15 protein-coding genes are annotated in these 16348 nt (G+C 27.2%); all 15 read left to right on the top strand.

What is annotated here, in order from left to right; genetic code table 11:
* Positions 1-98: 98 nt before the first annotated feature.
* A complete protein-coding gene (locus AC07E4_RS17340; RefSeq protein ID WP_034438652.1) occupies positions 99-359 on the top strand; it encodes a stage V sporulation protein S in 261 nt (86 codons plus the stop codon).
* A gap of 385 nt (positions 360-744) precedes the next feature.
* Positions 745-1938, top strand: coding sequence for a pyridoxal phosphate-dependent aminotransferase (locus tag AC07E4_RS17335; protein WP_034438650.1), 1194 nt, complete (start codon positions 745-747; stop codon positions 1936-1938).
* Positions 1939-1954: 16 nt separating this feature from the next.
* Positions 1955-2212 carry an HPr family phosphocarrier protein gene (locus AC07E4_RS17330; RefSeq protein ID WP_034438648.1) on the top strand — a complete coding sequence of 86 codons (258 nt, stop codon included), beginning with the start codon at positions 1955-1957 and terminating at the stop codon, positions 2210-2212.
* Between the two features lie 168 nt (positions 2213-2380).
* Complete coding sequence (locus AC07E4_RS17325; RefSeq protein ID WP_430829581.1) at positions 2381-3361, top strand: tyrosine-type recombinase/integrase; 981 nt, start codon at positions 2381-2383, stop codon at positions 3359-3361.
* Positions 3362-3472: 111 nt separating this feature from the next.
* Positions 3473-3850: a hypothetical protein gene (locus AC07E4_RS17320; RefSeq protein WP_034438643.1), complete on the top strand. Its 378-nt coding sequence runs from the start codon at positions 3473-3475 to the stop codon at positions 3848-3850.
* Positions 3851-4058: 208 nt separating this feature from the next.
* Positions 4059-4658 (top strand): C40 family peptidase, encoded by a 600-nt coding sequence (locus tag AC07E4_RS17315; RefSeq protein ID WP_430829582.1) that lies wholly within the window; start codon positions 4059-4061, stop codon positions 4656-4658.
* Positions 4659-4773: 115 nt separating this feature from the next.
* On the top strand, positions 4774-5529 hold the full coding sequence (locus AC07E4_RS17310; protein ID WP_430829583.1) for an SPOR domain-containing protein: 756 nt from the start codon (positions 4774-4776) through the stop codon (positions 5527-5529).
* 435 nt (positions 5530-5964) lie between these two features.
* Positions 5965-6225, top strand: a complete 261-nt coding sequence (locus AC07E4_RS17305) for a DUF4321 domain-containing protein (RefSeq protein WP_034438639.1) — start codon at positions 5965-5967, stop codon at positions 6223-6225.
* Positions 6226-6237: 12 nt separating this feature from the next.
* Positions 6238-6813 carry a Maf-like protein gene (locus AC07E4_RS17300; RefSeq protein ID WP_034438638.1) on the top strand — a complete coding sequence of 192 codons (576 nt, stop codon included), beginning with the start codon at positions 6238-6240 and terminating at the stop codon, positions 6811-6813.
* Between the two features lie 14 nt (positions 6814-6827).
* Positions 6828-7511 carry a RadC family protein gene (gene radC / locus AC07E4_RS17295; RefSeq protein ID WP_034438636.1) on the top strand — a complete coding sequence of 228 codons (684 nt, stop codon included), beginning with the start codon at positions 6828-6830 and terminating at the stop codon, positions 7509-7511.
* A 20-nt stretch (positions 7512-7531) separates the two neighbouring features.
* Positions 7532-8542 (top strand): rod shape-determining protein, encoded by a 1011-nt coding sequence (locus AC07E4_RS17290; RefSeq protein ID WP_034438634.1) that lies wholly within the window; start codon positions 7532-7534, stop codon positions 8540-8542.
* Positions 8543-8544: 2 nt separating this feature from the next.
* A complete protein-coding gene (gene mreC / locus AC07E4_RS17285) occupies positions 8545-9426 on the top strand; it encodes a rod shape-determining protein MreC (protein ID WP_051539853.1) in 882 nt (293 codons plus the stop codon).
* Positions 9427-9435: 9 nt separating this feature from the next.
* A complete protein-coding gene (gene mreD / locus AC07E4_RS17280; RefSeq protein ID WP_034438632.1) occupies positions 9436-9927 on the top strand; it encodes a rod shape-determining protein MreD in 492 nt (163 codons plus the stop codon).
* A gap of 12 nt (positions 9928-9939) precedes the next feature.
* Entirely contained in the window at positions 9940-12909 is a 2970-nt protein-coding gene (locus tag AC07E4_RS17275; protein ID WP_081770888.1) for a penicillin-binding transpeptidase domain-containing protein, read from the top strand.
* Between the two features lie 223 nt (positions 12910-13132).
* A complete protein-coding gene (locus AC07E4_RS17270; protein WP_478217053.1) occupies positions 13133-16078 on the top strand; it encodes a penicillin-binding transpeptidase domain-containing protein in 2946 nt (981 codons plus the stop codon).
* Positions 16079-16348 lie beyond the last annotated feature (270 nt).

Genomic DNA, 16348 nt, shown 5'->3' with positions numbered 1-16348 from the left:
AAATTAAATTTTTTTTCAAAATTTAGGAGGATTTTTTTAATTTATGTGGAATTATTATAAAAGAGATACAGAATAATATATTTACTAGGAGGTTTATCATGGAAGTATTAAAAGTTTCAGCAAAATCAAATCCAAATTCAGTAGCAGGGGCTTTAGCAGGAGTCTTAAGAGAAAGAGGCGCAGCAGAAATTCAAGCAATAGGTGCTGGGGCTCTTAACCAAGCTGTGAAATCGGTTGCAATAGCAAGAGGATTTGTGGCACCAAGTGGAATAGATTTAGTTTGTATTCCAGCTTTCACAGATATAGAAATAGACGGAGAAGAAAGAACAGCTATAAGATTAATTGTTCAGCCTAGATAATATTTCTTGTTATGATAAAAGGCATATAAAATGCCTTTTTTTAATTTTATTAAAATAAAAAAATATAAACAAAAAAGTAAAATTCTTTTATAATTATATGGAAAAAATTAAATAGTATTAATATAATATAAATGCTTAAAATATATATACATTAAACTTAAGCAAAAATATAGATAATGTAAGCGATTTCCTATATTTTTCAGCAATATATAAGATATTAAGAATATTGGGATATAAATGAACTTAATTGACTGCAAAACTTGTTTACACTTACTACAATAAATGGTATATTATAAAAGAATGAAGTTTATCTTTCAAAAATAAAAAAAATGAAATAAACAATTCATTTTTTTATACATAAAATATAATAGCGGGGGTTGTAATTATGAAATTATCAAATAAAGCATTACAAATTTCACCATCATTAACTTTAGCTATAACTGCTAAAGCTAAACAAATGAAAGCAGAAGGTATAGATGTAATAGGATTTGGAGCTGGTGAGCCAGATTTTAATACTCCAAAAAATATACAAGATGCAGCAATTGCAGCTATTCAAAAAGGTTTAACAAGATATACAGCAGCATCAGGAATAATAGAATTAAAAGAAGCTGTAGTTAATAAGTTTAAAAATGATAATAATTTAACTTATAAAACATCTCAAATTGTTATTTCTACTGGAGCTAAACAATGTTTAGCAAATGCTTTCCAAGCAATATTAAATCCAGGAGATGAAGTATTAATAGGAGCTCCATATTGGGTAAGTTATCCTGAACTTGTACAATTAGCTGATGGAAAACCAGTTTTTGTAGATACAGAAGAGTCTAATTCTTTTAAATTAACTTTAGAAGCATTAAAAAAGGCAGTTTCAGAAAAAACTAAGGCAATAATATTAAATAGTCCTAATAATCCAACTGGAACAGCTTATACAAAAAATGAATTAGAAGAAATAGCAAGTTTTGCAAAAGAACATGATTTATTAATAATATCAGATGAAATATATGAAAAACTATTATATGGAGTAGAAGGACATATCTCTATAGCTAGTCTTTCAGAAGATGCTTATAATAGAACAATAGTTATAAATGGAGTATCTAAAGCATATGCAATGACAGGCTGGAGACTTGGTTATGTTGCAGCACCAGAACCAATAGCAAAACTTATGTCTAATATACAAAGTCATACTACATCAAATCCATGCTCAATCACTCAATATGCTGCAGTGGAAGCTTTAAATGGAGATCAATCAGATGTAGAAGCTATGATAAAAGAATTTAAAAATAGAAGAGACTTCATGGTAGAAAGAATTAACTCTATTGAAAATTTATCTTGCGTTAAACCAGAAGGTGCTTTTTATGTAATGGTAAATATAACTAAAGTTTTAGGAAAAACTTTCGAAGGAAATAATATAAAAGATTCTCTAGCATTCTCAGAAGCATTATTATCTTCAGAAAAAGTAGCAGTTGTACCAGGAATTGCTTTTGGTGTAGATGACTTTATAAGATTATCTTATGCTACATCAATGGAAAATATAAAAGCAGGATTAGATAGAATAGAGAATTTTGTTAAAAATTTAAAATAGTTAAGAGGTGACGCTTGTGGTATCAAGAGAGATAGACATAAAAAACTCTCAAGGATTACATGCCAGACCAGCTACATTGTTAGTTAGAACAGCTTCGTCATTTAAATCATACGTAGATATTGAACATAATGGGAAAGCTGCTAATGCTAAAAGTTTAATAGGAATATTATCATTAGGAGTAAATAGGGACTCAAAAGTTATTATTACAGCTAATGGTAGTGATGAAAATAAAGCATTAGAAGAAATTTGCGAGTTATTACAAAGCTTGGAATAATAAAAAAGCTGCTAATTTTATTAGCAGCTTTTTTATTTAAAAAAATAAATATAAATGTTATACTAATTTTGAATTAGAAGAATTAAATATAATGCAAATTTAGAATTTTATATAGAATTTACAATTTCAAGGATTAAATTGTAAATTTATATTAGAAAGGTTGATAAAATGAATAAAATAGACTTGTATAAAAATTCCAATTTACCAAATAGAGGTTTAGATAATAAACATTTTATAAGAGCTTTTCTAGAAATAAAAGCTAATAGAAGTAAGAATACGTCTATTAGTTATGAAAGAGATATTAAGGATTTTTTTAATGTTAGTTATATTGAAGATATATCTTTAGAAGATATACGTAGAGTAAACATATTTGATGCTGAAAAATATATAGTATATCTATCTAATATAGGTATGTCCTCTGCTACCATCAATAGAAAAATATCATCTCTTAGTTCATTATATAAATGGCTTTTAAAGTTTAAAGATAATTATACTAATACTGAAATTATAAAATATAATCCATTTGCATCATTAAAGGAAGAAAAACCAGTTGTAAACAATAAAGAAACAGAGTTTTTAACAAAAGAAGAATGCAGGATATTAATTAGTAGTATAGAAGTGGATAATATAATAGGTTTAAGGAATAGAGCAATGATTGCATTAGCACTTACTACTGCATTAAGAAAATCAGAAATAACAAATATAAAAATAAAAGATATAGATAAATATGGGGAATATGATGTAATTCACATAACAAGAAAAGGAAATAAAAAAGATTTAGTGAAAATTCAGCCAGAAGTATATCAATATATAAATGAATATATTGGAAAAACAAATAGAAGTTTTGAAAATGATGGAGAAAAATATTTATTTTTAGGGCATTCTAAAAATAGCAATGAAGATAATCCATTAGATCCAAGTAGCTTTAATTATATAATAAAAAAAATATGTTCTAATGCTAAAATAAATAAAAAGCTAAAAGTTCACTCAACTAGGCATACAGCTATAACAATTGCTATAACTAATGGAGTAACTATAGAAAAAGTTAGAGAATTTGCAGGCCATAAGAATATAGCTACAACTAATAGATATATTCACTCTATAGATAAAATAAAGGATAATGCAGGAGATTCAATAGATATATTTTAATAAGAGAAATGATTAAATAATAATACTTCATATTATCATAAATTTAATTTTATAATCATAACATTAAAATATGAAAATAAAGTTTAAAATGTTAAATATGGAGGATATGTTATGAAATTAGATAATTTTAATCAAATAGAATTTGTACCATATTATATAAATGATAAGAGAAAATTATTAGATCAAATGGAAAATATATGGTTACTATATTATATTAATGGACTTGTAAAAATAGATATAAATAATTTTGTTATAAATGATATAAGAGCACCAAAGTTAATATCAACTGGAGTTATTGAAAATGAATTTAAAAGTTCTGATGATTACTATGATGATAATTTGAATTTCTCAAAAGTTGATAAAATTCAATATAGAATAAGTAAGAATAATCCTGAAATATTTTCATTTTTAGAGTGTAGTGGTATAAATTATCTTAAATCTAGGGAAGTAGTAAAAAAAATTATAAGGCTAAGTATAATTTATAGTTAAATTTTTGTGAAAAAATATATAAATCAAGTTCATGTGGGATGCTTAGTAATGTAGCAGTTAAGTAGGGAAAAAAATTTGCAAATTAGTATTTTGCGGAAAAAATTAAAAAAAAAGTAATAAATAGAATTTGACTAGATTTTATTTATAAATTATAATGTTTTTAAATTAGAAATATAAAATGGTTTTATTTTATATTAGGAGGTAAAATATGAAGTTGAGGAAAAGTATGGAAAGATATTTAACGTCTTTATTTATGATACTTTTAATTATGACTGCATTTTTGAGTGAAAAAACTTATGCATACACATGGACAGATAGTAAAAAAGTTACAAATATAAAAACAATAACAATAACTACAGATAAAACAATAAAAGTTTTGGATAAATATACGAAGATAAATAATTATTCTAGGGGAATTTCTGAAGATGAAAATTCACAAAGTAATGAAGTTGTAAAAAATGCAATTTCAAAATTAGGATTACCGTATATGATAGGTGGGTGTGGACCTAATAGTTTTGATGATATAGGATTTGTTGTTTATGTTTATGATAAGTCAGGAATAAAAATAGAAAATACAATTAAAGCACAAATGGAAAATGGTATCACTGTCAAAAAAGAAGAAATAGAAGATGGCGATTTAGTTTTTTTTAGAGAAAAGAATGATAAAGCATCGCATGTTGGGATATATATAGGAGATAATAAATTTATTCATGCTGAAAAAGAAAGTGGAAGAATAGTAATAACTTCATTAGAAGATGTACACTATAAAAGAGCATATGTTGGAGCTAAAAGATTTTTAAATAAGTAGAGCAAAAGCAGAAATAAAGAAATACTTTATTTCTGCTTTTTTATTTAAAAATGTAATAATATAAAAAAAATAAAATATAAATTTAATAAACAAAATAAAAGAGGGGGGAGAAAAAATGAAGTACACAAGATATAATGTAAAACCTAAAAATAAGAAAAAATCCAAAATGGTTTATCTAATTGTAGTTATAATAATAGCTTTGTTGTTTACTTATTTAGTTATGAATAAATTTGACTTAAAAAAACTTCAAGTTAAAGATAATCAGAAAGTTAACATTGAAAGTGTAGAAAATCAAAAGGATGTTAAAAATAAAAAAGAAAATGTTGAGAAAAAAGAAGAGAGTAATGAAAAAGTAACACAAAGTGAAAAAAGTGAAATTGTTTTTATACCATGTGGAGTATTTAAAGTAAAGGAGAATGCAGATAAAGTAGTTAAAAATTTGCAGAGTATAGGCTGCCCATTTATTCTTAATGAGGGTGATATAACTAAGGTGTATTATGGTGTATCAAAAAATAATGAAGAGTATGAAAAGGAATCAAAAAAACTTTCAGATATGAAAATAGAACACAGTAAAAATACAAAAGAAATAAAATACAAAGATTTATCTATGGCGGAACTTGGCAAAATTATAGAAGCTGAAATAGAAATAATTAATAATGTGAAAGCACCAAATATAAAATCAGTAAAAACAGGAGAATTAAAAAAGTGGGTAAGTCAATTGGAAAAAGTAGATGAAAAATCTCTATGCTATAATGAAGTAAAGAAGATAGAAGAGCATATAAATTCTTTGCCAGAAGAAGTATCTAAAAATGAAGGCGGAGAAATGAGCAAATTTATATATAATTTAATTAAGGATATAGAAAATAAATAGAACAATTTAAAATTAAGTAATAATTTCAATATTTTAAAATAAACTGAAAAACGATAAAATACTTTAATTGCTATAAAATAGTGATAAAATTATTTTATCGTTTTCAGTTTTTATTTTTAAAATTTATTGTACAGATTAATAAATGTATAAACTATAAAATATAAGATATTAGATTAGAATTCTATATAAGTAACTAAAATGAAGTATTAATTTATAATTTAAAATAAATTTATAAATTAATTTAAATTATAAAGAAAAAATTATATTTACAGGGTGAAAATCTATTTTAATACAATATAATAAATCAAGTTTTACAGGATTCAACTACATATTTCAAAAAGTACAAAAAAATTATAAATAACTGTTATATACTTGTTTATAATACTATTAAATGATAAACTATATAAGATAAAGTTATAAATGGGGGATTAAAACTTGAAAAGTTCAGATAAGAAGGCCAAAGATTATGTATTTGTTATACTATTGGCAGCTATTTCTGGAAGCTTTATTGGGGAGGTATTATGTAAAAGTGTAGGCTTTTTAGATTTTTTAGGAAAGTCGTATTTTATAGGACTTAAAGAACCTATAGTTTTGGACTTAAAAGTCATAAACATAGTTTTAGGACTAAACTTCAACTTAAATCTAATGTCTATAATATGCGTAATAATGGCAATAATATTATTTAGAAAGTATTAGGAGTGAGCTTGAATGGATTTAATATTAGCATCTTCATCACAAAGAAGACAAGAACTTTTAAAACTTATCACAGATGAGTTTGAAATTATAACTAGCGATTTTGATGAAAGTTCAATATCTTTCAATGGTAACTGTAATAGTTATGTAATTGATATATCTAAGGGAAAAGCAATGGATGTTTGTAATAAAATTTCTAAAGAAAGTATAATAATAGCAAGTGATACTATTGTGTATTTTAATGGTGAAATCTTATTAAAGCCTAAAGATGAAGAAGATGCATTTAATATGATAAAAAAATTGAGTGGAAAAGTTCATGAGGTTTATTCTGGAATAGTTGTTTTAAATTCTAAAACTAAAGAAATTAAAACTGATGCAGTTTGTACAAAAGTTAAATTTTCTAATTTAACAGATGTTGAAATACAAAAATATATAGATACAAAAGAACCAATGGATAAAGCAGGAGCTTATGGCATACAAGGTAAAGCAGCAATATTTGTAGAAGAAATTAAAGGTGATTACTATAGTGTTGTAGGATTGCCTTTAAATAGATTAAACATAGCTTTGAAGGAGATGGGGGTAAATCTTTAAAAGGGAGTGAGTTTTTGAACAACTTTAAAATTCAAGATTTACCTACAAATGAAAAACCAAGAGAAAAACTTTTAAGATATGGTGCTGAAAATTTATCTAACTCAGAACTACTAGCTCTAATACTTAGAACAGGTATTAAAGGTGAAGATGTATTAGCACTATCTAATAGAATACTTTCAATATGCAATGGCTTAAATGGAATCTTAGAAAAAGATGCTAAAGAGTTTTTGAAAATAAATGGCGTTGGTGAGGCAAAAGCAACTCAACTTATAGCTTTAGCTGAACTATCTAAAAGATTTAGAACTTTTAAGTCAGGAGAAGAACTTAAAATTATAAGTCCTAAAAATGTTGTAGAATATATGATGGAAGATATGAGATACTTAAAAAAGGAATATCTAAGACTTATAATGCTCAACACAAAAAATGTTGTTATATCTATTAAAAATATATCAATAGGAAGTTTGAATAGTTCAATTGTCCATCCTAGAGAAGTTTTTGTAGAAGCTATAAAAAATAGTAGTGCTTCTATAATAATTTGTCATAATCATCCGTCAGGAGATCCAACTCCTAGTAGAGAAGATATTAATATTACTAATAGACTCAAAGAGTGTAGTAAGATAATAGGGATTGAACTTTTAGATCATATTATTATAGGAAATGGTATTTATGTTAGCTTTAAAGAAAAAGCATTTTTATAGAAACGGAAGGAGAAAATATGATGAGATTTTTTGCAAAATCAAGAGATATGGGTATAGATTTGGGTACCGCAAACACATTAGTTTATGTAAAAGGAAAAGGAATAGTACTGAGAGAACCATCAGTAGTGGCTATAAATAAGAAAACTAACAAAGTATTAGCAGTAGGTGATGAAGCTAAACAAATGATAGGAAGAACACCAGGAAACATTGTAGCTATAAGACCAATGAGAGATGGAGTTATTGCTGATTTTGATGTTACTGAAAAAATGTTAAGAAGCTTTATTGAAAAAGCTGGTGCTAAAAATGGATTTAAAAGTCCTAGAATAGTAGTTTGCTTTCCATCAGGCGTAACAGAAGTTGAAAAAAGAGCTATAGAAGAAGCAACTAAAAGTGCAGGAGCAAGATTTGCATTTCTATTAGAAGAACCTATGGCTGCAGCAATTGGAGCAGGTCTTCCAGTAAATGAACCAACAGGTAGTATGGTTGTAGATATTGGAGGAGGAACAACAGAAGTTGCTATAATATCTTTAGGTGGTATAGTAACTAGCAAATCATTAAGAGTTGCTGGTGATGAATTAGATAAATCTATAATAGCTTACATAAAAAAACAATATAATTTAATGATAGGTGAGCGTACAGCAGAAGCTATAAAAATAGAATTAGGCTCAGCTTTCGACATAGGTGATGAAGAAAGAACTATGGAAATTAAGGGAAGAGATTTAATTTCTGGATTGCCAAAGGTTATAGAAATAAATGAAGGCGAAGTTAGAGAAGCTTTAAGTGAACCAGTAGCATCTATAATAGATTCAATAAAAACAACTCTTGAAAAAACACCACCAGAACTTGCAGCAGATATAATGGATAAAGGAATAATGCTAACAGGTGGGGGAGCATTATTAAAAGGACTTGATGCATTAATAAACCACGAAACTCATATGCCTGTGAATATAGCTGAGATACCACTTGATTGTGTAGCTATAGGAGCTGGTAAAGCCTTAGATAATTTAGATATAATGGATAAAAGAGGCTAAAAGTGAATAAATTCAAAAACAAACTGGCAGTAGTAGTAATAATACTGTCAGTATGCTTTTTATTTCTTATTGGATATACTGTTCAAAGAGAACATATGTCTTTCGTGGAAAATGGTGTTGGAGTGGCATTAAATAGTGTTGAAGGTGTTATTTATAATGTAGGAAATAAGATTAAAGATTCTTTTAGCTTTATATTTAATATAAAAGATATTAAAAAAGAAAATGATAAACTTAGAGAAGAAAGTGATAAAGCTAATAGACTTATAGCCCAAAATAAAATGCTAATAGATGAAAATGCAAGACTTAGAAAAGAGTTGAATTTTAAAAATACAAAATCTGAATATGAATATGTTGGTGCTGATATAGTAGGCATGAGTGGGCAAAATTTCTTAGATGGATTTAGATTAAACAGGGGAAGCAAGGATGGAATAGCAACAAAAATGGTTGTAGTTACATCAGCAGGACTTGTAGGTCAAGTTACATCAGTTGGAAGTAATTGGTGTATAGTTCAAACTTTATGTAATGAAAATATAGCAGTAGCAGGACATGTTTTATCTACCAAAGAAAGTGATGGAATAGTAAAAGGATATAAAAGTAGTGAAGACAAATTCTTAGCGGAAATAACAGGACTTTCTATTAACTCTAATATAAAAGAAGGGGATACTATTTTAACTTCTGGATTAGGTGGAGTATATCCAAAAGGAATAGAAATTGGAAAAGTTTTAGAGGTTAGGGAAGATAAAGCGGCTGTTATGAAAAGTGCTATCATAAAACCTAACATAGATTTTAATTCCTTAGAACAAGTGTTAATAGTTCTACCTAAAGAAAAAATAAATACACAAGAAAAAGTAGATACAAAAGATTCAACGGAAGTTAAATATTAGGTGAGTGATATGAAAAAAGTATTAACGTTAATAGGAATAACATTATTACTTACTATATTGGATAATTCTTTTGTTACATTTTTTGCAATAAAATCTGTTTATCCAAGTTTATTATTTATATTTGTGATATGTTATTCTATTATAAATGGTGAAGTAGAAGCTATTATGTTAGGTGTGTTTTCGGGGTTTCTTCAGGATATTTATTTTTTTCACGGTTTTGGAATAAACATGTTAGTAAATATGCTAGTATGTTATATTGCTGCAATAATAGGAAAAAGTATATTTAAGGAAAAATCATTTGTGCCAATAATAATGACATTACTACTTAGTTTATTTAAAGGAATTCTTATATTAGGAATTTTTTATTTATTAAAAATTAAAATGAATACTTATAATGTATTATTAGTGAGTATATATAATATGGTTTTATCAGCTATAGCATATAGATATGTTTACAAACTTTCAGAAACAAAATTTATGAAAAAAGAATGGAAATTTTAGGAAAGTGATATTATGATGAAAAACAAAAAGAAGGATAAAAAAGTTTCTAGATATACAGTATTTTTTATTGCTATGGCGGTGATATTTTCAGCTATAATGTTTAGACTTTTATACTTACAAATTGTAATGGCTGATGAATATAGAGAAGAAGCTAGCCAAAAGCATTATAAAAATGTCTCTAAAGTTGCACCAAGAGGAGATATTAAAGATAAAAATGGAGAAGTTTTAGCAACTAGTATTCAAAGTTATACTTTAATGTTTTCTGAAACAACGGAAAGTAAAGAAGAATTTGCAACTACAATGGAAAAAGTTTTTCAAAAGTTAGATCAAAATAAAGTTCCAATAGTAGATGAATTTCCTATATCGGTAAGTTTAAAAGAAAAAACTAATGATAAGGAATCTTATAATATAGCTTTTAAATTTAAAGCTACAAATGAAGAAAATAGAAGATGGATGGAACTTAGATTTAAAAAAGATAGAGGATTTGATGAAATAGTAAGAAAAACATTGTATAAAGATAAAAATGATGAAGAACTTACAGATTCTCAAAAAAAGGAAATAGATGATGCCATTTTAGCTATATCAGCTGAAGATGTATTAAATGAATTATTAAAGCAATATAAATTAGATGAGAAGGAATATGAAAAATATAATTTGATTGAAAAAAGAAGATTCCTTGTTGTTTTAGATTCAATGAAAATGCAAAGTTATTCTGGATATAAACCTGTAGAAATAGCTACTAATTTATCAAAGGATGTTGCTTTCATATTTGAACAATTGCAGCCAGATTTACCAGGTATAATAGTAGAAACTAAACCTATGAGATATTATCCAAATAAAGATTTGGGTTCTGCATTTTTAGGATATACATCTAAAATAGCATCATGGCAAAAAGATAAATATGAGGAAAAAGGTTATGATGTAAGTACTGATAGTATAGGTATTGCTGGAATAGAGTCTAGTTTTGAAAGTATATTAAAAGGTACTAAGGGACAAGAAAGTATAGAAGTAAATAAACAAGGAAGAAAAGTAAAAACACTTGGAGAAGTGGAAGCTTATCCAGGGAAAACTATACAACTTAATATAGATAAGAATATACAAGCTGTAGCAGAAAAGTCTTTGGATGACACTATGACTACATTAAGAGGCATGGGCCAGCATGGTAGTGGTGGAAATATAACTAACCCTAGAAATGCAACAAGAGGTGCAGCTGTAGTTATGGAAGCTAAGACAGGAAAGATTTTGGCATTGGCAAGTAGACCAGGATATGATCCAAACATATTTACTGTTCCAGGATTATTAACTGATGAATTATCTAATGAATACTTTAGTCCAAATTTAGAGAAAAAAGGAAGAGAGTATATTGAAAAATTTGGATTAGCAAATGTTAGTGGTGTTTTAACTGAACAAGAGGTTGGTACATTATCTTATAATGATAGAGTTAATACTCTTATGGATAGAATGTTTCCAAAAGATGATAATGGAAATAGAGAAGATAAATATGATATATTTCCAAAGCCATTTTATAATTATGCAACACTTACATTAACTCCTCCTGGATCAATTTTTAAACCGTTAGTTGCAATTGCTGGGTTAGAAGAAGGAGTAATTGATCCATATACTACAGTTTATGATAATGGCGAATATAATAAAAGATATGACACATATAATGGTGCATGTTGGATTTATAATGATAGTCATGGTAGTCATGGAGATGTAGATGTTAAAAAGGCATTGGAGGTTTCTTGTAACTATTTCTTCTATGATGTTGCAGATAGATTGTTTGCAAAAGGAAATGAAAGTTCAGAGGGACTTGATTATATAGCTAAATATGGATGGAAATTTGGATTAGGTGTGGAACCGGGTTCAGGTAAAGAAGCATCTACAGGAATAGAAATATCTGAAAACTTTGGTCAAGTTTATAACTATGAGTCAAGTAAAAATAAATTTGCTAATGAATATGTAAATTTATTAGCAGAATTCATGCAAGCTGGTAACAACTCTTTAAGTACTGGAAATTATAAAGGAATTGATATAACTAGAAAAAAAGAAAAAGGTACAGATAAAGAAAAAGCAGAAATTGCTAAGTTGAATGAAAAGAAGACAGCTTTAATAGATTACATAAAAGAAGAGATGAAAAAAGAAAAAAAATCTCCAGAAGAAGAAATTGCAAAGACTACTGAAGGTCTATTGAAAAATATTATAAATGCTTCATCAGAATTAAAACAAAAAGGTTATACTGAAAAAGATATAAATGGAATGACAGTAGCAATAAATTACTCTATTGCAGACTGTATATCAAATAGAAAATCTGCAGCAAACGCATATGATGCATCTATAGGTCAAGGTATGAATAACTTTACACCACTTCAATTAACTAATTATGTAGCAACTTTAGTTAATGGAGGAAATAGGCATGAAATGCAATTGGTAAATAAGATAATAGATCCAGTAACTGGAGAAGAAACTGTTATTGAACCAAAACTTTTAGAAAAAATTGAAATGAAAAAGGAAAATGTTGATGCAATAAAAGAAGGTATGTTCAGAGCTACAAGAGGTGAACAAGGAACAGGTGCTACTGCATTTGAAGGATTCCCTATAGATATTGCAGGTAAAACAGGTTCCTCTACATTTAACCAAGAAAAGCAAGATGCATTAGGAAGAACATCTTATGCAACTTATGTTGGATTTGCGCCATATGATGATCCGGAAATTGTGGTTACAGTAATAGTATTTGATGGAGGACATGGAGGAAGTGTTGCTCCAGTAGCAAGAGCTGTGTATGAACAATATTTTAGTGATGAGTTATTGAAAATAAATTCAAATTATCAATTTGCATATCCAGAACTAATAAAAAATGGAGAAAAAACTGATAATAAAGCGAATAATGGCACTAAAAATGAACAAAAGAACATAAGTGAAGATGGTGAAAATACAGAAAACAATTCTGAAGCAGATATTTTAAATGAAGAACAAAATTAAAAGAAATAGTACTATGATTTTCATAGTACTATTTTTATTTAGGTAAAAGATATATAGGAAAAATGTTTTAAGACATATTTATAATTATAAAAGCATTAAAAATAGCAATATTGAAGGAGTTGAGAAATATATGTTGAATTATATAAGGTGATATATTAAAAAAATATTATTATACTAATAAGTGTTTATGAGGATTTGAGAGAGTAAGTGGAGTGGGAGTGTTATGATTAAGAAAAAAAGAGATAAAAAGTTTTCAAGATATACAATATTTTTTATTGCTATGATAGCAATATTTTCAGCTATAGTAAGCAGATTGTTGTATTTACAAGTTGTAATGGCTGATGAGTATAGAGAAGAAGCTAGCCAAAAGCATTTTAAAAATGTAGCCAAAGTTGCACCAAGGGGAGATATTAAAGATAAAAATGGTGAAACTCTAGCTACAAGTATTCAATGTTATACTTTAATGTTTTCTGAAACAACAGAAAGCAAAGAAAAGTTTGAAAACACAATGAATAAAGTTTTTAAAAAGCTAGATGAAAATAAAGTTCCAATAGAAGATGAGTTTCCTATATCTGTGGATTTAAAAGAGAAAAATGGACATGAAGAAATATATAATATAAATTTTAAGTTTAAAGGTACAAATAAGGATAGGCTATGGATGGAACTTAGATTTAAAAAAGACAGAGGGTTTGATGAAATAGTAAGAAAAAAATTGTATAAAGATAAAAATGATGAAGAACTTAAAGATTCAGAGAAAAAAGAAATAGATGATGCTATTTTAAAAATATCAGCTGAAGATGTATTAAAGGAGCTATTAAAACAATATCAATTAGATAAGAAGGAATATGACAAATACAATTTAATTGAAAAGAGAAAGTTTCTTGTTGTTTTAGATGCTATGAAAATGCAAAGTTACTCTGGATATAAACCTGTAGAGATAGCCACAAATTTATCAAAAGAAGTTGCTTTTATATTTGAACAATTGCAACCAGATTTACCAGGAATAATAGTAGAAACTAAGCCAATGAGATATTACCCAAATAAAGAACTGGGCTCTGCGTTTTTAGGATATACATCTAAAATAGCGTCATGGCAAAAAGATAAATATGAAGAAAGGGGCTATGATGTAAGCACTGATATTATTGGTACTGCAGGTATTGAATCTAGCCTTGAAAGTGAATTAAAGGGCACTAAAGGACAAGAAAGTATAGAAGTAAATAAACAAGGAAGAAAAGTAAAAACACTTGGAGAAGTGGAAGCTTATCCAGGAAAAGATATATATCTTAATATAGATAACAAAGTGCAAGCAGTTACAGAAAAATCATTAGATGACACTATGGAAAAATTAAGATTATCTGGAGAACATGCAGGTGGTGGTGGTCTTACAAACCCTAGAAATGCAACAAGAGGTGCTGCAGTAGTTATGGAAGCTAAAACAGGAAAAATTTTAGCATTAGCAAGTAGACCAGGATATGATCCTAACATATTTGTTACGCCAGGTTTATTAACGGATGAATTATCAAGTGAATATTTCAATCCTAATTTAGAGAAAAAAGGAAGAGAATATATAGAAAAATTTGAATTAGCTAATGTTAGTGGTGTTTTAAGTGATGAAGAAGTTATAACTTTATCTTATGATGATAGAGTTAATATTCTTATGGAAAGAATATTTCCTAAAGATGATAATGGAAATAGGGAAGATAAATATGATATATTTCCAAAACCACTTTATAACTATGCAACACTCACATTAACTCCGCCAGGATCAATTTTTAAACCATTAGTTGCCGTTGCTGGATTAGAAGAAGGCGTAATTGACCCATACACTACAATTTATGATAATGGTGAATATAATAAAAGATATGACACATATAAAGGTTCTTGTTGGATTTATAAAGATAATCATGGAACTCATGGAGATGTAGATGTTAAAAAAGCACTTGAAGTTTCTTGCAACTACTTCTTTTATGACGTTGCAGATAGATTATTTGAAAGAGGTAATAAAGTTTCAGAAGGTCTTGATTATATAGCTAAATATGGATGGAAATTTGGATTGGGGGTAGAACCAGGTTCTGGCAAGGAAGCATCTACTGGAATAGAAATAGATGAACACTTTGGTCAAGTTTACAACTATGAATCAAGTAAAAATAAATTTGCAAATGAAAATATAGATAAATTGGCTACACTAATGAATAATGGTAATAATTCATTAGGTGATATGCAATATAAAGGAATTGATATAACTAGAAAAAAAGAAATAGGTATAGACAAAGAAAAAATTTCTATGTTAAATAAAAAGAAAACAGATTTAATAGATTACATAAAAGAAGAGATGAAAAAAGAAAAAAAATCACCAGAAGAAGAAATTGCTAAAACTACTGAAGGTTTATTAAAAAATATGATAAATGATTCAACAGAATTAAAACAAAAAGGTTATACTGAAAAAGATATAAACGGAATGACAGTGGCAATAAATTATTCCATTACCGATTGTATATCAAATAGAAAATCAGCAGCTAATGCATATGATGCATCCATAGGACAAGGTATGAATAACTTTACACCACTTCAATTAACTAATTATGTAGCAACTTTAGTTAATGGAGGGAATAGATATGAGATGCAGTTAGTGAACAAAATAGTAGATTCAGTTACAGGGGAAGAAACCGTTAGTAAGCCAAAGCTTTTAGAAAAAATTGAAATGAATGATGAAAATGTAGAGGCTATAAAAGAAGGTATGTTCAGAGCTACAAGAGGAGAACAAGGAACAGGTGCTACTGCATTTGAAGGTTTTCCAACAGAAATAGGAATTGCTGGTAAAACAGGTTCATCTACATTTAATCAAGAAAAGCAAGATGCATTAGGTAGAACGTCCTATGCAACTTATGTTGGATTTGCACCATATAATGACCCTGAAATTGTAGTTTCAGTAATAGTATTTGATGGTGGACATGGAGGAAATGTTGCAGAAGTAGCTAGAAATGTATATGAACAGTACTTTAGTAAAGAAATATTAAGAATAAATCCCAATTATCAGTTTAGATATCCAGAATTAATAAAAAGTGAAGGTAAAATGGATAAAAGTGAAACTGAAAAAAAGACTATAAATGAAAATGGTGAAAAAATAGAAAATAAAGCTGAAACAAATTTAATCGTTGAGGAAGAATAATAATAATAAATGACATTATAAAATTTACTTTATAATGTCATTTTTTATTATCAAGAAATCATTAATGAATTATGTTAAAGTTCATTTGTTTAAATATAATATGGAAATTAATTAGCAATATGTATTTGTAAAAAATAAAATGTGAAAACATGATTTTTATAGACCGATATAGTATATGTATGTATAAATAATTAAAGTAAAATTTCTTTTATAAAATGAATTTTGTTTTGAAAAATTATTATTTATTATATGATAAACTAAATCAAAGTT

Source organism: Clostridium amazonense, from assembly GCF_056431285.1.
The sequence above is the reverse complement of the archived record's forward strand: the minus strand, read 5'-3'. Positions and strand labels throughout refer to the sequence as shown.

Excerpts from the sequence above, each read along its gene's own strand:
- mreD (WP_034438632.1), top strand. The coding sequence starts at position 9,436 with ATGAAAAAAGTATTAACGTTAATAGGAATAACATTATTACTTACTATA.
- AC07E4_RS17310 (WP_430829583.1), top strand. The coding sequence starts at position 4,774 with ATGAAGTACACAAGATATAATGTAAAACCTAAAAATAAGAAAAAATCC.
- AC07E4_RS17300 (WP_034438638.1), top strand. The coding sequence starts at position 6,238 with ATGGATTTAATATTAGCATCTTCATCACAAAGAAGACAAGAACTTTTA.
- AC07E4_RS17335 (WP_034438650.1), top strand. The coding sequence starts at position 745 with ATGAAATTATCAAATAAAGCATTACAAATTTCACCATCATTAACTTTA.
- AC07E4_RS17270 (WP_478217053.1), top strand. The coding sequence starts at position 13,133 with ATGATTAAGAAAAAAAGAGATAAAAAGTTTTCAAGATATACAATATTT.
- AC07E4_RS17320 (WP_034438643.1), top strand. The coding sequence starts at position 3,473 with ATGAAATTAGATAATTTTAATCAAATAGAATTTGTACCATATTATATA.
- AC07E4_RS17275 (WP_081770888.1), top strand. The coding sequence starts at position 9,940 with ATGATGAAAAACAAAAAGAAGGATAAAAAAGTTTCTAGATATACAGTA.
- AC07E4_RS17315 (WP_430829582.1), top strand. The coding sequence starts at position 4,059 with ATGAAGTTGAGGAAAAGTATGGAAAGATATTTAACGTCTTTATTTATG.
- AC07E4_RS17340 (WP_034438652.1), top strand. The coding sequence starts at position 99 with ATGGAAGTATTAAAAGTTTCAGCAAAATCAAATCCAAATTCAGTAGCA.
- AC07E4_RS17290 (WP_034438634.1), top strand. The coding sequence starts at position 7,532 with ATGAGATTTTTTGCAAAATCAAGAGATATGGGTATAGATTTGGGTACC.
- AC07E4_RS17325 (WP_430829581.1), top strand. The coding sequence starts at position 2,381 with ATGAATAAAATAGACTTGTATAAAAATTCCAATTTACCAAATAGAGGT.